General features: G+C 70.0%; 15 protein-coding genes. 8 read left to right on the forward strand and 7 right to left on the reverse strand.

From position 1 onward, the window contains the following. On the forward strand, nt 1-1,345 hold a 1,345-nt coding region (locus H0W40_RS04730), incomplete at its 5' end, for an aminopeptidase P N-terminal domain-containing protein (RefSeq protein ID WP_292443762.1). Between the two features lie 134 nt (nt 1,346-1,479). On the opposite strand, the gene H0W40_RS04735 is transcribed toward H0W40_RS04730, so the two are convergent. Continuing rightward, nucleotides 1,480-1,854 carry a helix-turn-helix domain-containing protein gene (locus H0W40_RS04735; protein ID WP_367153736.1) on the reverse strand — a complete coding sequence of 125 codons (375 nt, stop codon included), beginning with the start codon at nt 1,852-1,854 and terminating at the stop codon, nt 1,480-1,482. A gap of 94 nt (nt 1,855-1,948) precedes the next feature. Further along, the gene (locus tag H0W40_RS04740; RefSeq protein WP_292443765.1) at nt 1,949-3,040 is read right to left on the reverse strand and encodes a tartrate dehydrogenase; all 1,092 of its coding nucleotides are present in this window, start codon (nt 3,038-3,040) and stop codon (nt 1,949-1,951) included. A 305-nt stretch (nt 3,041-3,345) separates the two neighbouring features. On the opposite strand from H0W40_RS04740, the gene H0W40_RS04745 reads away from it, so the two are divergent. Further along, a complete protein-coding gene (locus H0W40_RS04745; RefSeq protein ID WP_292443767.1) occupies nt 3,346-4,614 on the forward strand; it encodes an FAD-dependent monooxygenase in 1,269 nt (422 codons plus the stop codon). A gap of 217 nt (nt 4,615-4,831) precedes the next feature. On the opposite strand, the gene H0W40_RS04750 is transcribed toward H0W40_RS04745, so the two are convergent. Both H0W40_RS04750 and H0W40_RS04755 read right to left on the reverse strand, forming a co-directional pair. Next, entirely contained in the window at nt 4,832-5,653 is an 822-nt protein-coding gene (locus tag H0W40_RS04750) for a carbon-nitrogen hydrolase family protein (RefSeq protein WP_292443769.1), read from the reverse strand. A gap of 16 nt (nt 5,654-5,669) precedes the next feature. Further along, nucleotides 5,670-10,229: an AsmA-like C-terminal region-containing protein gene (locus H0W40_RS04755; protein WP_292443771.1), complete on the reverse strand. Its 4,560-nt coding sequence runs from the start codon at nt 10,227-10,229 to the stop codon at nt 5,670-5,672. A 179-nt stretch (nt 10,230-10,408) separates the two neighbouring features. Here H0W40_RS04755 and glnE point away from each other — a divergent pair, with 179 nt between their 5' ends. Then, nucleotides 10,409-13,240: a bifunctional [glutamate--ammonia ligase]-adenylyl-L-tyrosine phosphorylase/[glutamate--ammonia-ligase] adenylyltransferase gene (gene glnE, locus H0W40_RS04760; protein WP_292443772.1), complete on the forward strand. Its 2,832-nt coding sequence runs from the start codon at nt 10,409-10,411 to the stop codon at nt 13,238-13,240. Between the two features lie 153 nt (nt 13,241-13,393). Beyond that, nucleotides 13,394-14,002, forward strand: a complete 609-nt coding sequence (gene rrtA, locus H0W40_RS04765; RefSeq protein ID WP_292443773.1) for a rhombosortase — start codon at nt 13,394-13,396, stop codon at nt 14,000-14,002. Here rrtA and rfaE2 read toward each other — a convergent pair. From rfaE2 to H0W40_RS04780, 3 genes are all read right to left on the reverse strand, one after another. Next, nucleotides 13,963-14,442, reverse strand: a complete 480-nt coding sequence (gene rfaE2, locus H0W40_RS04770) for a D-glycero-beta-D-manno-heptose 1-phosphate adenylyltransferase (RefSeq protein WP_292443825.1) — start codon at nt 14,440-14,442, stop codon at nt 13,963-13,965. The two genes, rrtA and rfaE2, sit on opposite strands and share 40 nt — an antisense overlap. 327 nt (nt 14,443-14,769) lie before the next feature. Beyond that, the gene (locus H0W40_RS04775; RefSeq protein ID WP_292443775.1) at nt 14,770-15,636 is read right to left on the reverse strand and encodes a ferritin-like domain-containing protein; all 867 of its coding nucleotides are present in this window, start codon (nt 15,634-15,636) and stop codon (nt 14,770-14,772) included. Nucleotides 15,637-15,767: 131 nt separating this feature from the next. Further along, the gene (locus H0W40_RS04780; protein ID WP_367153737.1) at nt 15,768-16,760 is read right to left on the reverse strand and encodes a MerR family transcriptional regulator; all 993 of its coding nucleotides are present in this window, start codon (nt 16,758-16,760) and stop codon (nt 15,768-15,770) included. A gap of 51 nt (nt 16,761-16,811) precedes the next feature. On the opposite strand from H0W40_RS04780, the gene H0W40_RS04785 reads away from it, so the two are divergent. The 4 genes from H0W40_RS04785 (at nt 16,812) to H0W40_RS04800 (ending at nt 21,087) form a co-directional block, all read left to right on the forward strand. After that, a complete protein-coding gene (locus H0W40_RS04785) occupies nt 16,812-17,429 on the forward strand; it encodes a glutathione peroxidase (protein ID WP_292443777.1) in 618 nt (205 codons plus the stop codon). Between the two features lie 97 nt (nt 17,430-17,526). Next, nucleotides 17,527-18,873 carry an FAD-dependent oxidoreductase gene (locus H0W40_RS04790; RefSeq protein WP_292443779.1) on the forward strand — a complete coding sequence of 449 codons (1,347 nt, stop codon included), beginning with the start codon at nt 17,527-17,529 and terminating at the stop codon, nt 18,871-18,873. A 137-nt stretch (nt 18,874-19,010) separates the two neighbouring features. Beyond that, nucleotides 19,011-19,811: a DUF1365 domain-containing protein gene (locus tag H0W40_RS04795; RefSeq protein WP_292443782.1), complete on the forward strand. Its 801-nt coding sequence runs from the start codon at nt 19,011-19,013 to the stop codon at nt 19,809-19,811. 13 nt (nt 19,812-19,824) lie between these two features. Further along, nucleotides 19,825-21,087 (forward strand): cyclopropane-fatty-acyl-phospholipid synthase family protein, encoded by a 1,263-nt coding sequence (locus tag H0W40_RS04800; protein ID WP_292443783.1) that lies wholly within the window; start codon nt 19,825-19,827, stop codon nt 21,085-21,087. Nucleotides 21,088-21,109: the final 22 nt, after the last annotated feature.

The raw sequence follows: 21,109 nt of genomic DNA on the forward strand, positions 1-21,109 counted from the left end.
GCGCGCGGCCGGCGGCGGGCTCGCGCTGCTGCCCACCGCGCCCGAGCGCGCGCGCAACGCCGACAGCGAGCACGCGTTCCGGCACGACAGCGCCTTCTTCTACCTGACCGGCTTCACCGAGCCGGGCGCCTGGTTGCTGCTCGATGCCGTCGGCAGCAGCCTGCTGCTGTGCCGGCCCAAGGATCCGGAGCGCGAGATCTGGGACGGCTATCGGCTCGGCCCCGAAGCCGCGGCCGAGGCGCTGGGCTTCGACGAGGCGCTGCCGATCGCGCTGCTCGACGAGCTGCTGCCCGAGCGCCTGGCCGACCAGCCGGCCGTGTGGTTTCCATTCGGCGGCCACGACGGGCTGGCCGCACAGGTAAACAGATGGCTCGACGCGGTGCGCGCGCGTTCGCGCAGCGGCGTGCAGGCGCCGACGCAGCAGCGCGATCTGTCCGTGGTGCTCGACGAAATGCGCGTGTTCAAGGACGCCCACGAGATCGCGCTGATGCGCCGCGCCGGAGAGATCGGCGCCGCGGCCCATGTGCGCGCCATGCGTGCGTGCCGCCCGGGCCTGCGCGAGTACGAGCTCGAAGCGGAGCTGCTGCACGAGTTCCGGCACAGCGGCGCCAGCGGGCCGGCCTACGGCAGCATCGTTGCGGCGGGACGCAACGCCTGCATCCTCCACTACCAGGCCGGCAGTGCCGATCTCGGGCTCGGCGGCGCGGGCGATGCGGCGCTGAAGGCCGGTGAACTTTGCCTGATAGACGCCGGCTGCGAATACGGCGGCTACGCCAGCGACATCACCCGCACGTTTCCGGTGAACGGCCGCTACACACCGGCGCAGCGCACGCTGTACGAGCTGGTGCTGGCAGCGCAGGAAGCCGCGATCGCGCAGACGCGCCCCGGCGCGCGCAAGCAGGACAGCCACTGGGCGGCGGTGCGCGTGCTGAGCGAAGGGCTGCTCGAGCTCGGCCTGCTCGACCGCAACACGGTGGGCGGCGTGGACGACGTCGTGGCCAGCGCCGCCTACCGCCGCTTCTACATGCACGGCACCGGCCACTGGCTGGGCTTGGACGTGCACGATGCGGGCGAGTATTCAGCCCTGGACGAAGCGCCCGCCGAGCAGCCCGACGGCACTGGCGGGCGCGTCGTGAAGAAGCCCTCGCGCGTGCTGCAGCCGGGCATGGTGCTCACGGTCGAGCCGGGCCTTTACGTGCGCCCGGCGCCCGATGTGGATGAGCGCTGGTGGCACATCGGCATTCGCATCGAGGACGACGCGCTGGTCACGCCCGAGGGCTGCGAACTGCTCAGCCGCGGCGCGCCGGTCAGGCCGGACGAGATCGAGATGCTGATGCGGAAATAAAGCGACGATTACGAGGCGCCTTCGACGGCGTCCCGGCGAGTCACTGCGAATTCGGTGAGTCGGCGCTTCGGGAACGGACCACCCAGGCGACCTCGATCAGTCGCGCAAGCAGCGAGATGCAGTCTGCTCGGCCATCAGGCACTTCCTGGGTCTCCCCGGGGAGGCTCACCCGAGTCCTCGGAGTCTGTCTTGCGCCGACGCGGAGCGCGGCGCTCGGGAATTTCCTGGTCTTGCAGCATGCGTCCGAGCGTGTCGTCGCGCGCCACCAACTCCAGGTCGTTCTCTAGTTTGAGGACGGCCAGGATACGCAGGTAAGTTCCGAGCGACACCGCGGAGTTGCCGGACTCCGCCCGGTACAAGGTCATGCGAGAAACGTCCGCACGAGCGCAGACTTGTTCGAGCGTCATGTGGCGGCGAAGACGAGCCACTCGGAGTCGCTCGCCGAAGCCGGCGAGCAGACGATTGAGCGATGGGAAAAGGGCGGGTTGTGGGGCAGGCATGTATCTCATCTTAGACAAGCAACATGGTCTTGTAAACAATGAGATACATCGTTGTCGGAGCACCTCCCGTGAATTTCCGCTGGTTTGCCCCGGAGGTGTGGAGTCAAAGCGACGCAGCGATGGCTTTGCCGATCTCCTGCGTGCCTGCTGTGCCGCCCAGGTCTCGCGTGCGAGGCCCCTCGACCAGCACGCGTTCGATCGCCGCGACGATGGCGTCGTGCGCCTGCACGTGCTTGGCGGTGTCCGCGCCCGGCGCGCGGCCCAGGAAATCGAGCATCAGCGCGCCCGACCAGATCATCGCGATCGGGTTGGCGATTTGCTGGCCGAAGATGTCCGGCGCCGAACCGTGCACCGGCTCGAACAGCGACGGAAACCTGCGCTCCGGGTTGAGGTTGGCCGACGGCGCCAGCCCGATGGTGCCGGTGCACGCCGGGCCCAGGTCGGAGAGGATGTCGCCGAACAAGTTGCTCGCCACCACCACGTCGAAGCGCTCGGGCTGCAGCACGAAGCGCGCGGAGAGGATGTCGATGTGCTGCTTGTCCCAGCGCACGTCGGGGTGGTGCGCAGCCATCGCGGCAACGCGCTCGTCCCAGTACGGCATGCTGATCGAGATGCCGTTGCTCTTGGTGGCCGCGGTGAGTGTCTTGCGCGGGCGGCGCTGGGCCAGCTCGAAGGCGTATTTCAGGATGCGATCGACGCCGTGGCGCGTGAACACCGCTTCCTGCAGCACGAACTCGCGCTCCGTGCCTTCGAACATGCGCCCGCCGACCGACGAGTACTCGCCCTCGGTGTTCTCGCGCACGATCATCATGTCGATGTCGCCCGGCTTCTTGTTGGCCAGCGGCGAGGGCACGCCGGGCAGCAGACGCACCGGCCGCAGGTTCACGTACTGGTCGAAGTCGCGGCGGAACTTGAGCAGCGATCCCCACAGCGAAATGTGGTCGGGCACCACGGCCGGCCAGCCGACGGCGCCGAAGTAGATCGCGCTGAAGCCGCTGAGCGTGGCCGCCCAGTCGTCCGGCATCATCTGGCCGGTGCGCTGCCAGTAGGCCGCCGAGGCCCAGTCGAATTCCTCGAATTCGAGCGCGAGGTCGAAGCGCTTGGCAGCGGCCTGCAGCACACGCACGCCTTCGGGCATCACTTCCTGGCCGATGCCGTCGCCGGCGATCACGGCGATGCGATGGGGTTTGATCATTGGGAGCTCCTTGAATGAAGTGGCGACTGATTTCGCTGGCCGGCTCGTTTCGGTAGCTTGCGAAGGACCAGGGGCCGGGAAGCGGCTGCAGCAGGCCGCCGATACCGCCGAGTTTCGCCGCTCCGCAATAGGCGCGCTGCAAGTGCGTGGCCGGCGATGAAGGAGGCAGCCGCGCAGTGTCGCGCCGCATGACAGGCTGCATCGCAGGGAACCGCGCCCTGCGCCCACAATGTTCGCACCCTCGAAACGCCGCCCCGAGCCTGCTTCGGGCACGGCGCATGACCTGCAGGAACGAAAGCCTCAGCATGACCCCCGATCTTTCCCTTGCCGTGGTGGGCGCCGGCCCCGTGGGCCTGACCTTGGCACTGCACGCCGCGCGCGCGCTACCGGCCGCGCGCATCAGCGTCTTCGACTCCCGGCCGGCCGAACTCGACGTGTCTCGCGACCCGCGCACCCTGGCGCTCGCGCTGGGCAGCGTGCAGGAATTCGAGCGCCTGGGCGTGTGGCCGCAGATCGCGCCGAACAGCGTGCCGATCGCCGCGGTGCACGTGTCGCAGCAGCAGCCTTCGATGCTCGCCTCGGTGCTGCGCCTGCCCGAGCCCGAGCTGCTGCTCACCGCGCAGGACTGCGGGGTCGACCGGTTCGGCGCCGTGGCCAGCTACGGCGCCATCGTGGCCCCCTTGCAGGCGGCCTGGCTGGCCGCCGTGGCGGCGGAGCCCGGGCGGCTGGCCGCACGTTTCGCCACGCCAGTGGCGGCGCTGAAATCGCTGCCCCCAGCGGAGAGCGGCGGCAGTGGCGGTGTGGAAGTGGATGCCGGCATCGCCGAGCGTTTCGATCTCGCTGTCGTCGCCGAGGGCGGCGTGTTCGCCCTGCAGGCCCGCAAGTCGCTGACCCACGATTACCGCCAGACCGCCTGGGTCGGCCAGGTCACGTTGCAGCCCGGTGCTGCCGGCCCGGCGCTGGCCGGCACGGCTTATGAGCGCTTCACGCCGCACGGACCGGCTGCGCTCCTGCCGCTGCCGCCCGCCGAAAATGGCGCCCGCCGAGCCGCGCTCGTGTGGTGCGTCGATGCCGACGACGATCCGGTGCAGGACTTGACCGACATGCAGCGCCTCGCCTTGCTCAACACCATGTTCCACGAGCGCGTCGGCCGCCTCACGGCCATCACGCCCCTCAAACGCTTCGCGCTCGGCCTGAACGCCGAGCGCACGTTGGTCGAAGGGCGCAAGCAGGGCGAAGCAGGCGGCCGAGGCCGGGTGGTGCGCATCGGCAATGCCGCGCAAACGCTGCACCCCGTCGCTGGACAGGGCCTGAACCTCGGCCTGCGCGACGCGCATGCGCTGGTCGCCTCGCTGCAGCGCAGCCCCGACATCGATACCGCCTTGCAGCGGGTCGAGTGGCAGCGCGCCCCGGACCGCTGGACGCTGATCGCCGCCACCGATTTCCTGGCGCGCAGCTTCACCTGGCGACTGCCCGGACTGACCAGCGCGAGAGGCCTCGGTCTGGCGGGCCTGCAACTGCTGTCGCCGGCCAAGCGGCTGCTGGCAAGGCAGATGATGTTCGGGTGGCGCTGAGCTCGCCTAATCAGGTACTGCCATGAATGATCGATACGCAGCAGAACGGGTCGCACCCGCGTTCCGCCGTGCGCACGAGCGCAGATAGCGCTCTGGTTCGATGGTCATGTGCTGACCGGATAAGGCTCGAAGGTCGTCATCGTCTATACGGCCGTTTCGGGAACGGTGATCGAAGGCAAATTAGTTGAAGCGGCTGCGCATTTCGCGTACTTCGCTTCTACAGCACCCGATGCTCCAAGGCCGGCAAGGCCGTCCTCACCTCGGCCAGCCGCTGCGCGTCGAACTCGGCCAGCACCACGCCTGCACCTTCCTCCTCACGCACCGCGATCACCTCGCCCCACGGGCCGACCGCCATCGCGTGGCCCCAGGTGCGCCGGCCGTTCTCGTGCGCCCCGCCCTGGGCCGGTGCCAGCACCATGCACTGGTTCTCGACCGCGCGCGCGCGCAGCAGCAGCTCCCAGTGCGCTTCGCCGGTTGGATAAGTGAAGGCCGCGGGCACCAGCAGCAGGTCGCAGGGCGGCTGCGTGAGTGCGCGGTAGAGCTCGGGAAAGCGCAGGTCGTAGCAGATGCTCAGGCCCACGCGCCAGTCCTGGCCTGACCGATCGGTGAGCTTGAAAGCCACCGGCTCGCTGCCGGCCACCAGGGTCGCCGTTTCGTCGTGCCGGCGCTCGCCGTCGTTGAAGCGAAACAGGTGGATCTTGTCGTAGCGCGCCGCCACATTGCCGTCAGGCGCGAACACGAGCTGGGTGTTGTTGACGCGGTCGCTGCGCCCCTCGATGCGCATCGGCAGCGTGCCGCCGGCCAGCCACACGCCGTACTCGCGGGCGGTGTCGGCGAGCATGCGCTGGATCGGCCCGTCGCCGGGCTGCTCGGCGATGTCGAGCTTGTCGGTTTCGCGCCGGCCCATCAGGCAGAAGTACTCGGGCAGCGCCACCAGTTCGGCGCCGGCCGCGGCCGCCTGTCCGATCAGCGCGCGCGCCTTGGCGAGGTTGTCTTCCACGCGGGGCGTGGACAGCATCTGCACGGCAGCGATCTTCATCGCGTCTCCTGGTTTGTCATTGGCCCGGCATGGGTTCGGGCGGCACGGGCGCCGGCGTGTCGAGCATCGGCGGCGCCTCGCCGAGACCCCGCTCGATGCGCTCGACCTCAGGCTCGGCCCACGGCCCTGTGACGTGAAACTCGCGCGTGCCGGCCAGTGCCAGCGGGCGGCGCAGCAGCCATTGTGCGAGGAAGCTGCCCAGGCCGACGGCAGGGTTGATGACCGCCACGGCGAGCGAGGCGGCGCCGGCGTTGATCTCGGGCACCACCCACACCTGCAGGTCCTGCGTCTCGCGCACGGTGTCGGCGCTGCCTTCCATGAGCACCACCGCCTGGACGCCGCGCATGCGCAGGTTGCGGGTGCTGGCCACGCCCTGTTCGAGAGTGGCATCGCCGCTGACGCTGTCGAAGGCGAAACCCTGCTCGAACACGTCGCGGAAGTCGAGCAACAGGCGGCGCGGCAGCGACTGCAGGCTCAGCACCCCGAGCAGCTTGGCGATGCCCGGGTCGGCACGCAGGAACTGCCCGCCATCGAAGGCGATGTTCACGCGCCCCGCCAGGCTGGGATAGTCGATGGCCAGCGGCGAGCCGAGCCAGCTGATCTGCCCGCCCAGCTTTCCCTTGGCGCCGCGCACCACGCCGGCCTGGCCGAGCCGCGCAAGCAGTTCGCCGCCATCGGCCACATCGAGTTCGAAGTCGAGCACCGCACGGCGGCGCGCGCCCGGGCTCGCGGGTGCAACCCATTCACCGTAGGCACTGAACCGCGCGTCGGGCGTGGTGAGCCCCAGCCGCTCGAGCTGCCAGCCGGCCGCGCCGCCCGGCAGCAGGCGGTTGTGCGCCACGATCTCGAAGCGACCCAGGCGCTTGCCGCGCAGCTCGAGGTCATCGATGGCGACATCCAGCGCCGGCAGTCGCGTGGGCGGCGCTTCCTCGAGCAGCGAGCCCACGGCGTCGGCCTCGCTCTGCGGCAAGGCGAGCCGGGTCAGCCGGGCATGGATGCGCCCGGCACCCTGGGCGCCGCGCACGCCGGCCGGGTGATATTCGCCGTAGCCGTGCAGTTCGCGGGCGTCGACGTTGATCCGCCACAGCGCCGACTCGGCCCCCTGGCCACGCGACAGCCCGGCGACCACGCCATTGAATTGCCGGCCGCCGAATTTCAGCGTCTGCACCTGCAAGGCCAGTGAGCTCGGCGCATAGCCGGCGTCGAAGGCGCCCGCCGCCGCGCTCGCCTGGGCACCGGTACCGGCATCCGAACCCCAGCTTTCGGCGAGACGCTGCCAGGCGTCCACATCGAGATGGCGCACATTGATGCTGGCCGCCACGCCCCGAGCCGGTTGGGGTGCCGCCTCGAAGACACCGATGCCGCCGCTGAGCACGCGCGTACCGCCTGGCGCCAGTTCGCGCAGCCAGCGCGCCTGCAGCACGCGTGCCCCTTCGGCGCCGAGATCGACACTCAGGAGATCGCGCGCCGCCTCTCCCGCAGCCGGCGCCAGCCCGGCCGGCGCAGCGGCCCGCACGCGCAGCGGCCACGCCTCCTGCGCGCTCTTGCGCAACGGCACCGGAAGATCTGCGGCCAGGCCAACGAGGTCGCTGTCGAGCTGCCATTCGGTCTGGCCGTTCGCGAAGCCGAGCGCGAGGCGGTAGCCGGTCTGGCCGCTGAACGGCGCGGCAGCACGGGCCAAGGCCCCGAGTTCGGTGGCGTGCGCCAAGCCCTCGGCACTGACGGTGCCCTGCACGTCGAAGCGCAGGCCGCCGTCGTCCTGCCGAGCGCCCTGCACGCTGGCCTGGCCGCCGAGCACGTCGGCGCTGCCGTTGGTGAGCACGAAACTGTTCTCGGTGAAAGCGATGCGCGCCTTGGCGTTGGCCAGCAACGGCAGGTCAGGGCGCAGGCGCAGATCATTGCTGGCCAGCACGAGGCTGCCGCGCACGCGGGCCGGCGCTTGGCCGACCGCCGAGCGCGGCAGGCCCTCGCGGGCACCGCTCGCCGCGCCCTTCGCCACCTCGTCACCGGTTTGGCGGCCGGCTGCATCGCCCTGCAGTGGGATGTTCAGCGCGAGTTGCAGCGCCAGCGGCGCCTGGTTCACGCCGCCCGTGCTGGTTTGCGCCAGCGCATCGCCGATCCAGCCGCCCACGGGGGTGCTGTTCACGAACGCCAGCGCGTCGGCCAGCGGGCCACTGCTCTGGCCTTCGAGCCGCAGCGTCGCCTGGCGGTCCCAATCGGCGATACCGCCCTGCACGCCGCGGACCCTCAATGCGCCGCTGCCCACCGAGGCGAGCCGGCCCTGCAGCCCGCGCAGCACCATGGCCCGGCGCTCGAGTACCAGTTCGCCCTGCACTTCGCTGAAGACCGGCCAGGCGCGCGCATTGGCCGCAGCGGAGCCGGCAGCGCCCCCGGCGTCAGCGGTCTCGTCGGGCAGGACGGCCAGGCGCATGCCCTGCAGTTGCGCGGCGACACGGAACTCGCCATTCGCAGCTTGCGCTCGCGCACCCGCAGCAAACGGGAAATCGCGCAAGTCGCCACGCAGCTTGAAATCGACCGCCGTCGCGCGCCCGCCCTGCACCGCCTGTTCGACATAGCGGCGCACGCGAACCGGAATGTGCAGCGGCAGATAGCGGGCCACGCGGGTGGCCTGGGCTCGGCTCAAGCGGCCCTGCAGGTCGAGCACGCCGGGCAGGCGGCCGGAGCCGGCTGCCGCTGCAGCGCTGGCAGCTGCGGCGTGGGCAGGCACAGCCGCAGTTGCCGGGGGTGCACTCGGCCCTGAAGTGGACCAGGTCGCATCGAACTCGCCCTGCGCATCGGCATTGGCAAAACGCACGTCGCGCGCGCGCAGCTCGAGCTGCGGCGCGCCGCCGGCAGGGCCTGAATCGATGCGCCAGCTCAGCGCCGCGCTGAGTTCGTCGAGCTCGACCCGCGGCTGTGCGAACACGCCCGGGAACTCGAGGGCGCCTCCACGCAGGGCGATGCGCGCGCTGCCGCCCGCTTCGGTCGCCTGCAGTTCCACGTCCGCGCCATACACGCCGGGCCGGCCGAGCACGACGGCGCCGGAGGCTGCCGCGGCCGACGGTTCGATGCTTGCGGCCGCAGCTTCGGCGGCGAGCCGCAGCCCGGCGAGTTGGGCCTGCAGCCGGTAGCGAGCCGGCGCATGCAGCGCGCCGTCCCAGCTCGCCTGCACGTCGCTGGCCACGCCGCCCGGGTCCAGCGAGCTCAGTCGCTCGCGCAGGGGGTCGTCGAGCCAGCCGGGCGGCAGCCGGGCCAGCGTCTGGTGGAGCAAAGCGAGATCGATCCGATCGGCTCGAAGCTCGCCACCGGCCACTGCACCGTCGGCGCCGCTGCGCCAGCGCAGCCGCGCGTCGCCGGCAGGCCAGACCTCACCGTCGGCGGTGGTGAAACCGAAGCGCTCGGCCGCGATCTCGCCGCCCGTCGGTTGGCCGTCCACCGTTCTGTCGAGCCGGCCGCCAAGGCGCCCGGACATTTCGGAAAAGACCAGCGGCTGACCCTGCGCCTGCCCCTGAAGATCGGGCCGCAGGACGACATCGCGCAGACCCAGTTCGGTGCGAGCGCCCAGCACGCGCGCCTGCCGAACATCGAGTTCGGTGCTCAAGGCGCCACGACCGCTTTCCAGCCCGAACGGCAGCTCGGCGTGCGGGCGCAGCGCCGCCAGGTCGATGGCCGCGAATCCGGCCTGCAGCGTGCCGCGCCATTGCCGCCAATCGCCGGGTCGCGCCAGCACGCCCGAACTGCCGCCGCCGGTGCCCGCAAGCAGCGGCTGCGTGAAATCGCCCTGCAGCGTGAAGCGCGCGCCCCAGTCCGGCGGCGGCGTCGCTTTCAGGCTCAGCACGTGGCGGCGCGCGCCGTTGCGCACGGTCAGGTCCACATCACTCAGCACCACCGGCACTGCGGCACGCTGCTCATCGAACCAGGTGAGCGTGGCGTCTTCGAGGATGAAGTCGGGCTGGCTGAAGAACCAGTCCTCGGCACGGCCGTCGCCGCCGCCCTCGCCCTGCGGCGGCAGCCCGGCCAGGCGAATGCGGCCTTGCGCATCGCGGCGAAGCTCGAGCCGGGCGCCCTCGATCCGCAACTGCGTGAAGCGCAGCCGCCAGTGCCCGTCCCAGCCGGGCAGGAGCGAGGTCGGCGACAGCGCGATGCGCACGCGCGGCAGGTGCAGCGCTTCACGCACCGCCGCCGATGCGGACGGCTGAAGCTCGGTCGGTCCGGCAGACGGCGCCGGCGTCGGCGCGGCGCCAGTGCCCGCCGGCTCGTTCAGCACGACATCGCGCAGCTCGATCGCGCGCGCCCAGCGCAGCCCGCCCTCGTCGTGCGTGACGCTGATCACACCGATGCGCACCGGCACGCCCAGAGCCTCGCTCGCGCGGGCTTCCAGCAGCGGACGCCAGTGTTCGATACGCGGCAGAATGCCCCATTGAAGAATGAGCCAGGCCGCGACCACGAGGCTGCACAAGAACAACAACGCAGCCGCCAGCCAGCGCAGCGCCGTCAACCAGCCGGCGCGCGAAACCCGCTGCGTGCCGGGGCTGGCATCGCGGCGGGCGCGGGGGGAAGGCGGGATGGTCAGCATTGGCGAAAGCGTGATCGGCAGGGCACCGGGTACCGGACGACTCCGCTCCCGCACGCGCCCGTACGGCGCTTGTACGACTTCATACGGCTCGGTACCGTTCCATGCGTCCCGAATCGCTCCGCCGCGAGCCGGCACCGCGCCGTGAACGGCCGCCACGCTAGCACAGCCTCGAAGCACAGATGACGGTTTCCTCGTCCGAAGCATCGGCGGCCAACGCCGGTCGCGCCACCTCCATCGCGCTTGGCAATGCGCGGGCCGATCATTCGCGCTTCGTGCAACGCATCCGCCGCCGCTACGCCGGCGAACTCGCGCTGCTGCCGCCGGGCCTGCCCTCGCGCGACTCGATCCACGCGCTGATCGACACCCTCGTCAACGGCGGTCGGGCCCTGCCCGCCGCCCTGCGCGTGGCGCGCCAGCTCGTCCTCGAACGCCTGGCCGTGCTGGACGTCGAGGCGCAGCTGCCGCTCGATGCCGTGACCCGGACCATGAGCCTGCTGGCCGAGGTGACGCTCGACCGCGCTCTGGCGCAGGCCTTCGACGAACAGGACGCGAAGCACGGCGCACCACTGCGCGCCGACGGCATGCGCTCGTGCTTCTGGGTGCTGGGCATGGGCAAGCTCGGCGCGCGCGAGCTGAATGTGTCGTCCGACATCGACCTCATCTACGTCTACGAGGAAGACGGCCCCACCGCCGGGCGAGCCGAAGGCCGCGGCATCGTCACCGGCCACGAGTACTTCAGCCAGGTGGCCCGCACGCTCTACGCGCTGATCGGCGAGACCACCGAAGACGGCAACGTCTTCCGAGTCGATCTCGCGCTGCGCCCCAACGGCAACTCCGGGCCCGCGGTGGTGAGCCTGGCCATGCTGGAGGAATACTTTCTCGTGCAGGGCCGCGAGTGGGAACGCTTCGCGTGGCTCAAGAGCCGCGTCGTGGCGCCCGCCTCGGCGATGAGCAACGGCGAGGCGCTGGGCCTGCGCGACGTGGTCGTGCCCTTCGTGTTCCGCCGCTACCTCGACTACGGCGTGTTCGAGGGCCTGCGCCAGCTTCACCGCAAGATCCGCGACGAGGCGGCCAAGCGCGCGGCCGGCCGGCCCGAACGCGCCAACGACGTGAAACTCTCTCGCGGCGGCATCCGCGAGATCGAGTTCACCGTGCAATTGCTGCAGGTCGTGCGCGGCGGTCAGTACCCCGAGCTGCGCACGCGCTCGACGCTCGCTGCACTCGACCGGCTGGTCGCCGTGGGCGTGATGAAGCCCGACACGGCCCTGAGGCTCGGCGAGGCCTACCGCTTCCTGCGTCGCCTCGAACACCGCATCCAGTACCTCGACGACCAGCAGACCCACGTGCTGCCGACCGACGACGCCGATCTCGGCTGGATCGCGCGCTCCATGGGCCTGGCCTGCCGCGAGGACGCGTGCGAGCTGCTCGACACGCTGTGCGGCCACCGCGAGTTCGTCGCGACCGAGTTCGACGCCTTGCTGCACGACGGCCGCGCGCCCACGGCCAACGGCGACTGCAAGCGCTGCGGCGGGCCGCCGCCGGCGCTGGACAGCGAAGCCTTCCTGAGCCGGCTGCCGGCACCGATCGCCGAGCGCGTGAAGACGTTCTGCGCAACGCCCAAGGTGGCCTTGCTGCGCGACGAGACCAAGCAGCGCCTGGCCCGGCTGATCGCCCGCGCCGCCGTCTCGGTTGCCGCGACCGCACCGCATTCGGAAGCATCGCCGGCGCGCGACGCGGCCCACTACCAGCCGATGCTGCGCTTCATCGACTGGATCGAACCGCTCCTGCGCCGCGAGAGCTACCTGGCCCTGCTCGCCGAGCGGCCCGAGGTGCTGGCGCGGCTGCTGCGCCTGCTCGGCCTCGCCCGCTGGCCGATGCGCTACCTGATGCGCTACCCCGGCGTGATCGACGAGCTGGCCGATGCGCGCGCGCTCAGCGTGCGCTTCGAACGCGAGGCCTATCTGCGCGACCTGCACGAGCGCCACGGCGCCTGGACCCGCGGCGGCCAGGCCGACGAGGAGTCGCTGCTCGACACGCTGCGCCGCGCCCACCATGCCGAGGTGTTCCGCACCCTGGTGCGAGACGTCGAAGGCCAGCTCACGGTCGAGCAGGTCGCCGACGACCTCTCGGCGCTGGCCGACGCCACGCTCGACTGCGCCATCCGCTGGGCCTGGCAGCACCTTCGGCAGCGACATCGCGACGACCCGCGCTATGCCGTGGTCGCCTACGGCAAGCTCGGCGGCAAGGAACTGGGCTACGGCTCGGACCTCGACGTGGTGTTCCTGTTCGACGACGCCGACGAGCCCGACGCCGACCGCGCGGCCGAGGTCTACGCCGCCTTCACGCGCAAGCTGGTCAACTGGCTGACCTTGCGCACGCCGGCCGGCGAGCTGTTCGACATCGACACGGCGCTGCGGCCCAACGGCAATTCCGGTCTGCTGGTCACCTCGATCGCGGCGTTCGAGCGCTACCAGACCCAGCGCGGCAGCAACACCGCCTGGACCTGGGAGCACCAGGCCATCACGCGCGCGCGCTGGTGCGCCGGCGAACCGAGTCTGGCGCCGAGAGTGGAGGCGGTGCGCCGGGCGGTGCTGGCCGCGCCGCGCGATCCGCAGGCCCTGCGCGAAGAGGTTCAAACGATGCGCGAGCGCGTGCGTGCTGCGCATCCACTGCCCCGCGCCGACGGCCCGCCGCGCTTCGACGTGAAGCATGGCGAGGGCGGCATGATGGATGTCGAGTTCGCGGTGCAGACCCTCGTGCTCGCGCACAGCGCCGAGCACCCGCCGCTGCGCGAGGACGTCGGCAACATCGCGCTGCTGCAGCTCGCCGAGGCGCGCGGCCTGTTGCCGGCCGGCGTCGGCCATGCCGCCGCCGATGCCTACCGCGAGCTGCGCCGCGCCCAGCACCGGGCGCGGCTGGACGAAGCGCCCACGCAGTTCGATGCCGGCAGCCACAAGGTGGAGCGCGACGCGGTGCGGGCGCTGGTTCGAGCGGTTTTCGGCCCGCCATGACGTGGCCCCGGGCCACGCGGCGATGTCCTTGCGCAGGCGTCGCGCGGTAGGCGACCGAATGCCAGCATGTCCGAGCCGAACACTCAGCCCGGAGCGATGCGACAGGCAACCGATGGCCACGCCGAGCACCCCCGCGAGGTTGAACTGACTGTCATGACGCGTGCACCGGTCGGCACGCTCGCCTGGTGCCTGGTCGGTGCCGTGCTGCTGCTGCCCAGCCTCTTCATTGCCACCGATCCCGCCGCGGCCACTGTGCTTAGCTGGCGGCCGGCGCTCTGGCCCGGCGAGCCGTGGCGTGCATGGAGCGCGGCCTGGGTGCATCTGAGCACGCTGCACCTGGTTGCCAATGTGATCGGGGGCGTGCTCGTCATCGCGCTCGGCGTCGCGGCTCGGGTCGATGCGCGCGCCGCGCTGGCCTGGGCGCTGGCCTGGCCGCTGACGCACGTCGGCTTGCTGCTCATGCCGGAGCTGCTGCGCTATGGCGGCTTGTCAGGGGTGCTGCACGGCGGCGTGGCGGTGGTGGCTGCGGTGCTGCTGCGCCAGGGCACCGCAGCGCAGCGAAGAGTGGGTGGGGTGATCGCCGCAGTGCTCGGCTCCAAGCTGCTCTTCGAGGCGCCGTGGCAAGGGCCCCTGGCTTATCCCGACGGCTGGGACATCCCGGTCGCGCCGCTCGCGCACACTACCGGCGCAGTGGCCGGCGCCGCGCTGGGCTGGCTGCTGGCTCAGCCGCGGATGCGGCGCACCAGCGAAGTGGTCGAGTAGCCCGCGACGAAGGGAATGGCGATCGCCCGGCCGCCCCAGCTGCGCACCAGCGCGGTTTCGGCCAGCGTCTCGATGTCGTAGTCGCCGCCCTTGACGTAGAGGTCGGGCTTCACCAGCGCCAGCAGTTCGACCGGCGTGGCCTCGTCGAACAGCGTCACCAGGTCCACGCTTTCCAGCGCGGCCAGCACGGTGGCGCGGTCGGCGTCGCCGTTGAGCGGGCGCCCGGGGCCCTTGCCGAGGCCGCGTGCGGAGGCATCGCTGTTGAGGCCGATCATCAGGCTGCCGCCGAGGGCGCGCGCTTGCGCAAGACAGGTCACGTGGCCGCGGTGCAGCAGGTCGAACACGCCGTTGGTGAACACCACCGGGCGGGCCAGCGCCTGCAGGCGCGGCAGGAGCGCGTCACGCGTGCAGAGCTTGTCGCAGAAGGCAGGCAAAGGCAGATTCACCGGTTCATTGTCACTCTGGCGGCAACCGCCGACAGGCTTCGACCTAGACTGCGCGGCACCCCTCCGAAGGAGCGATTCGATGATCACGCGAACTCTCGGTGCGCCAGCTCTACCCGCAAGCCTTCTTCAGTTCGCCGCTGCCGGAAAAGTGTGTACGGCACCGATCTAGTGACCGCGGCCGGCATCGACTGAAAAGCCTATGTGAAGCTGATCGAGCAACGGCCCAGCGCGCAGATGGTGGCGGCGGACCGCAAGGCAGATCAGCAGCGCCTCGCTGCGTCGCGTTGAAACGCTCGACGCGCTGACCGTCCGCGACGTCGATCAGGTCGGCTGCGGACCGCGCGCCGCAGCCGCGGCGGCCAGCGACTGCGTGAGTTCCTTGCGGTAGCGGTTGAGCTCCTGCACGCTGGCGAAGCTGCGCTCCATCAGCAGGCTGAGGTTGTGCAGGATGCGCTCGACCACCTTGCTTTCCCATACGGCGTCGAACTGGATCTGCTTGTCGAGCCAGGCCTCGAGCCATTCGGGGTTGGGCAGGCGTGACTGCACGGTATCGCGCGGGAACAGCGCCTCGTTGACATGCAGATTGGTCGGGTGCAGCGCCTGCGCGGTGCGCCGCGCGCTGGCCATCAGCACGCCGACCTTGGTGAAGGCGGCGCGCGCCTCGTCGCCGAACTTGTTCATGGCGCGCTTCATGTAGCGCAGGTAAGCACCGCCGTGGCGGGCTTCGTCGCGCGCCAGCGTCTCGTAGATGACCTTGATGACCGGCTCGCTGTGCCATTCGGCGGCCCGCCGATACCAGTGATTCAGGCGGATCTCGCCGCAGAAATGCAGCATCAGCGTTTCCAGCGCCGGCGCAGGATCGAACTCGAAGCGCACCTCGTGCAGTTCGGCCTCGGTCGGCACGAAATCGGGCCTGAAGCGCCGCAGGTATTCCATCAGTACCAGCGAATGCTTTTGTTCTTCGAAGAACCACACGCTCATGAAGGCAGAGAAATCGCTGTCGTCGCGGTTGTCGCGCAGGAACATCTCGGTGGCCGGCAGCGCCGCCCACTCGGTGATCGCGTTCATCTTGATCGTCTGGGCGTGCTCATCGGAAAGCAGACTGGCGTCGAACTGGTCCCAGGGGATGTCCTTGTCCATGTTCCAGCGGACGGATTCGAGCTGCTTGAAGAGTTCGGGGTAAAGCATGACGGCGACCTCCTTGTAGCCAGAGGAATTGTAGGTGTGGGGTATTTCACATTTACCACAGGGTCTCGAAGACCGTGGCCTGAGCTTGACGTGCAGTGAGGAGCATTCGGCGCTCCATGCCCCCGACCTGCCTACGATCGCGCGGCTTTCCAGCGTCGTACCTCTTCCGCAATCTGCGCCAGCGACGCGATTGCAGTGACGCCCTGAATCGGCCGCCGGTGCAGCACCGGCGCGGCGCCGCCGGCCCACACATCGACCAAGCGGGGCAGTTTGCCGCGCAACTCGGTCAGTCCTTCCGTTACAACGGCCGGCGTGAGGACGGCCGTGAAGGCAATGGCCACGATGTCCACACGCAGCGCGGTGGCCGCCAGCACGGTGTCCCAGATCGGTGTCTGCGCCCCCAGGCTCACGCAGCGGCAACCCTCCAGCAGGAACAACGCCTCGGCCATGAGCAGCCCGATTGCGTGCGTCTCGTTCGGGAAGGTGCTCATTAGCACCAGCGGGTGGCTGCCCGGGTGAGGCACCGGCACGCTGTCGATGGCCTTGCGCAGCACGACCTGCAGCGACTCGGTGTAGAGGTGCTCCTCGAAGATCTCGAGGTGCCCGCGCATCCATGCATCGCCGACCAGCGTATTGAGCGGGGAGATGATCTCGACCACGAATCGCCCCAGCCCGAGCCGCAACTGCGCCTGCGCCAGTTCGCGCCGCAGCCCTTCCACGTCGTGAGCGCGCACACGGTCGACGTAGGCGCGCAGATCGGGCAAGGCCGCCGAAGCGCCGGACTCGACCGGCGTTTCGGGATCGCCGAGCCGCTGCAGCGCTTCGATGGGCTGCGCCACGATGCGCCCCGGCCGGTGGCCGGCGTCCATCAGCCGCTTGATGATGCGCAGCCGCTCGACCTGCTCGGCCGAATAGGCGCGCTCCCCGAAAACGTCGCGGGCGGGAGCCGGAAAGCCGTAGCGGCGCTCCCAGACGCGCAAGGTGTCCTTGCTCAGGCCGGTGTCGCGCTCCACGGCGGCGATCGAAAGCAGTCCGGGCTGCCGCGGGTCATGCTGATTCATGACGGGCAACCCGGCCAGCGGCTCGCAGCCGGAAACGAAGGTGATGGAGAATGTCCAGGACAATCATCGTTGTTCAACGCAGTGTTTGAGCATCATGCAGTTTAGAACCCCGTCATGACCAAGACAAATTTCTATCTTGGCCGGCCTTCGATTCGGCTGATCGGCGACTTTCGCGGCGCCGCACGCAGCATCGCGCTCGTACTGTGCCTCGGCACGGCCGGCGCGGGGCAGGCCGCCCCCGCCTGCGGCCCGCTGCTCGACCACAGCTTCCCGCGCCTGCAGGACGAAAAGCCCCAGCACCTGTGCCAGTACGCAGGCAAGGTGGTGCTGCTGGTCAATACCGCCAGTTTCTGCGGCTTCACTTCGCAGTACCAGGGCCTGGAAGCGCTGAACGACCGCTTTCGCTCGCGCGGACTCGTCGTGCTCGGCTTTCCGACCAACGATTTCGGCGACCAAGAACCCGGCAGCAATGGCGACATTGCTGCTTTCTGCGAGAACACCTTCGGCGTGCAGTTTCCGATGTTCGCGAAGACGACCGTCAAGGGCAGCGCCGCCAACCCGCTGATCCGCGAGCTGGCGCGGCGCACCGGCCAGACGCCGGTCTGGAACTTCCACAAGTACGTGATCGGCCGTGATGGCCGGACGGTGAAAAGCTACGCGAGCCGCGTCGATCCGCAGGACCGCGTGCTGGTTCAGGAGATCGAGCGGCTGCTCGAGGCGAAGGCAGATTGAAGCGCCTTTTCGCTGGAAGGCGCGGCGCGGCTCTCCCCACTGTGCCGTACCGTGCCGCCTCGCTTCCGGGCGGGGCCGCCGCTCGGGAAGCCAGCCGATGAGCGCGCAGCGCCGCATCGCCGTCATCGGTTCAGGCATCTCGGGCTTGGCCGCTGCCCATCGTCTGTGCGACCCGCGAGAGCCGAACCGCGCCGCGGTGACCCTGTTCGAGGCGGGCAGCCACTTCGGCGGCCACACGCACACGGTCGATGTCACGCTGCCCGGCGCGCACGGGCCGGCGACGCACGGCGTCGATACCGGGTTCCTCGTCTTCAACCACCGCACCTACCCGAAGCTGGTGGCGTTGTTCGACGAACTCGGGGTGGCGAGCGTGGCGTCAGAGATGTCGTTCTCGGTGCAAGTACCGGATGCCGGGCTCGAATGGAGCGGTTGCGACCTGGGCAGCGTGTTTGCACAGCGGCGCAACCTGCTGCGGCCGGGCTTTTGGCGCATGCTGATTGACCTGCTGCGCTTCAACCGCGTGGCCCGAGCGCTCGCGGAGCGGGGCGACGGCATCGAACTCGAACAGTCGATCGGGGATTTCCTGCGCGAGCAGCGCTTCAGCGGCGAGTTTCGCGACTGGTATTTGCTGCCGATGCTCGGCTGCATCTGGTCCTGCCCGACCGACCAGATGCTGCGCTTTCCGGTGGCGACGATGGTCCGCTTTTGCCACAACCACGGCCTGATACAGATCACCGATCGGCCGCAGTGGTACACGGTGCGCGGCGGCGCGAAGCACTATGTGGACAAGCTGCTGCAGCGCCTGCCCGATGTGCGGCTGGCCACGCCGGTCCTGCAAGTGCTTCGCAGCGAAGGCGGCGTCCAGGTCGTCACGCGCCGCGGCGGCACCGAGCGTTTCGACGAGGTGGTCTTCGCCTGCCACAGCGACCAGGCGCTGGCGCTGCTGGCCGATGCCGCGCCGGCCGAGCGCGCGGTGCTCGGGGCGATCCGCTACCACGCCAACCACGCGGTGCTGCACACCGACACGAGCGTCCTGCCCACGCGTCGGCGAGCGTGGGCTGCGTGGAACTACGAGCGCGCGGCGAGCGACTCGGGCGAGCAGGTTGGCGTCTGCCTGCACTATTGGATCAACCGGCTGCAGCCCCTGCCTTTCGCACAGGACGTGGTCGTTTCGCTGAATCCGGGGCGTGAACCGGCGCCAGCCAGCGTGCTGGGCCGCTTCGATTACGCCCACCCGGTGTTCGATGCCCCCGCCTTGGCGGCACAACGCCGCCTGCCGGAGATTCAAGGCCGCCGGCGCAGTTGGTACTGCGGCGCCTGGACCGGCTACGGCTTTCACGAAGACGGCCTGACATCGGGGCTGGCCGTAGCCGAGGCGCTGCTCGGCGAAGCCGGTGCGCCCGAGCGACATGCCGCCCCGCGCGCGCAGCGAGAGATCGCATGAAGCACGCGTTGCGCTTCGCAGCGTCGAACACCGCTGGCGCCCCGCCCGCAGGCTCGACCGAACAGGCTGAAACGCCAGGGTACGGCGCTGCGGACCCTCCGGGCAGACCGGCGAGCGAGTGCGCGGGCGCCCCCGCAATGGCCCCGGCGACACGCGCGCTGATTGCTTTCGGCACCGTCCGTCACCTGCGGCTGCGCCCGGTGCGGCACGCGTTCACCTACCCCACCTACTTCCTGCTGCTTCCCCTTCGCAGCCTGCGACGTCAGCCCGAGGCCGCGTTGCCGCGCAACCGCTTCGGCCTGATTGCCTTTCACGATGCCGACCACGGCGATGGCCGCGGCGACGCGCTGGCCTGGCTCGACGAACTGCTGGCGGGCGAAGGCATCGATGACGCGCAAGGCGAGGTCTGGCTGCAGGCCTACCCCCGCGTGCTCGGCTACGCGTTCAAGCCGGTGAGCTTCTGGTATGCGCACCGCAGCGATGGCTCGCTGGCGGCCATCGTCGCCGAGGTCAACAACACCTTCGGCGAACGGCACTGCTACCTGCTAAGCGGCGATGGCCTGGGCTGGGGCAGCGAGCAGACCGCCGCCAAGGTGTTTCATGTCTCGCCCTTTTGCGCCGTCAGCGGCCGCTACCGTTTCCGCTTCATGCGCAGCGCGCATCCGGCGGCCACCGCGGCCCGTAAACACCCGGATGCCACCGGCCACCTCGTCGCCCGCATCGATCACGACGACGACGAAGGCCTGCTGCTGCAGACGCGCGTCAGCGGCACTCTTGTGCCGCTCGATGCAGCCAGCCTGCGCCGCGCCTTTCGGGGCATGCCGCTCATGACGCTCACGGTGATTGCGCGCATCCACTGGCAGGCGCTGCAGTTGTGGTGCAAGCGCGTGCCCTTCTTCGGCAAACCCGTCCCGCCCCGCGGCTTCGTCACCCGCTGAACGCTTCCTTTCGATGAACTCCCCCTCTTCCTCGCAGAACGTCCTCGATCGCGGCGCACCCTTTGCAGTTGCCGGCGCGCTTCCGCCCTCGGCGCCAGCCTCGGCGCGTGCCGTCTTCCGCCTGCTCTCGCGCCTGCGCCACGGCCAGCTCGACGTACACCTGCCCGACGGCTCCAGCGCACGCTTCGGCAGCCTGCACGAGGACAGCGACACGCGCGCGCTGATCCACCTGCGCAACTGGAACGTCTGCGGTGCCGCGCTTGCGAGCGGCGACATCGGCTTTGCCGAGGGCTATATCGCCGGGGACTGGAGCACACCCGACCTGCCGGCGCTGCTCGAGCTGTTCATCGCCAATCGCAACGAGATCGAAAGGGTGGTCTACGGCAGCTGGTGGGGCTCGCTGCTGCACCGCGTCCGGCACCGGTTCAACCGCAATTCGCGCGCCGGATCCAGAAAGAACATCCACGCCCACTACGACCTCGGCAACGCCTTCTACAGGCTCTGGCTCGACGAGACGATGAGCTACTCGAGCGCCTGGTTCGCCGGCGACACCCGGCAGCCGACCGAGCGAGCCCAGCTCGCCAAGATCCGGCGCGCCCTGGTCGAGGTCGGCGTGGCGGCGGGTGCACGTGTGCTCGAAATCGGCTGTGGCTGGGGTGGCGTGGCCGAAGTTGCGGCGCGCGATTTCGGCGCGCATGTCACCGGCGTCACGCTGTCTTCCGAGCAGCTCGACCACGCGCAGGCCCGCCTGGCACGCGGGGGGCTCACGCAGCGCGCCGACCTGCGCTTCCAGGATTACCGCGACATCCCCGACGGGCCTTTCGATGCAATCGTCTCGATCGAGATGTTCGAAGCCGTCGGGCGTGAGTACTGGCCGGACTTTTTCCGAACCGTGCACGACAAGCTGGTGCCGGGCGGCCGTGCCTGCATCCAGAGCATCACCATCCGCGAAGATCTGTTCGAGCGCTACATCAGGAGCACCGATTTCATCCAGCAGTACATCTTCCCGGGCGGCCTGCTGCCGAGCGTCGGCGCCTTCGAGGCGGAAGCGGCCAAGGCCGGTCTGGAGGTGGAACAGCGCCTGTGCTTCGGCAAAGACTACGCCGTGACGCTGACGCGCTGGCGTGAGCGCTTCGCGAGCCAGGAGCGGCAAGTGCTCGCCCTCGGCTTCGACACCCGTTTCCTGCGCATCTGGGAGTTCTACATGGCGTACTGCCAGGCGGCGTTCGCCACGGGCAACACCGACGTCGTGCAATTCACGCTGCGCCGGCGCTGACAGCAGCGCATCGGCGCCGCCA

This window comes from Methylibium sp. (genome assembly GCF_013817345.1).
In the GTDB taxonomy this organism is placed as follows: domain Bacteria; phylum Pseudomonadota; class Gammaproteobacteria; order Burkholderiales; family Burkholderiaceae_C; genus Methylibium.

Bases quoted from the DNA above. Each gene is read 5' to 3' on its own strand.
- H0W40_RS04735 (WP_367153736.1), bottom strand. From the start codon at position 1,854: ATGAGATACATGCCTGCCCCACAACCCGCCCTTTTCCCATCGCTCAAT.
- H0W40_RS04740 (WP_292443765.1), bottom strand. From the start codon at position 3,040: ATGATCAAACCCCATCGCATCGCCGTGATCGCCGGCGACGGCATCGGC.
- H0W40_RS04745 (WP_292443767.1), top strand. From the start codon at position 3,346: ATGACCCCCGATCTTTCCCTTGCCGTGGTGGGCGCCGGCCCCGTGGGC.
- H0W40_RS04750 (WP_292443769.1), bottom strand. From the start codon at position 5,653: ATGAAGATCGCTGCCGTGCAGATGCTGTCCACGCCCCGCGTGGAAGAC.
- H0W40_RS04755 (WP_292443771.1), bottom strand. From the start codon at position 10,229: ATGCTGACCATCCCGCCTTCCCCCCGCGCCCGCCGCGATGCCAGCCCC.
- glnE (WP_292443772.1), top strand. From the start codon at position 10,409: ATGACGGTTTCCTCGTCCGAAGCATCGGCGGCCAACGCCGGTCGCGCC.
- rrtA (WP_292443773.1), top strand. From the start codon at position 13,394: ATGACGCGTGCACCGGTCGGCACGCTCGCCTGGTGCCTGGTCGGTGCC.
- H0W40_RS04775 (WP_292443775.1), bottom strand. From the start codon at position 15,636: ATGCTTTACCCCGAACTCTTCAAGCAGCTCGAATCCGTCCGCTGGAAC.
- H0W40_RS04785 (WP_292443777.1), top strand. From the start codon at position 16,812: ATGACCAAGACAAATTTCTATCTTGGCCGGCCTTCGATTCGGCTGATC.
- H0W40_RS04790 (WP_292443779.1), top strand. From the start codon at position 17,527: ATGAGCGCGCAGCGCCGCATCGCCGTCATCGGTTCAGGCATCTCGGGC.
- H0W40_RS04795 (WP_292443782.1), top strand. From the start codon at position 19,011: ATGGCCCCGGCGACACGCGCGCTGATTGCTTTCGGCACCGTCCGTCAC.
- H0W40_RS04800 (WP_292443783.1), top strand. From the start codon at position 19,825: ATGAACTCCCCCTCTTCCTCGCAGAACGTCCTCGATCGCGGCGCACCC.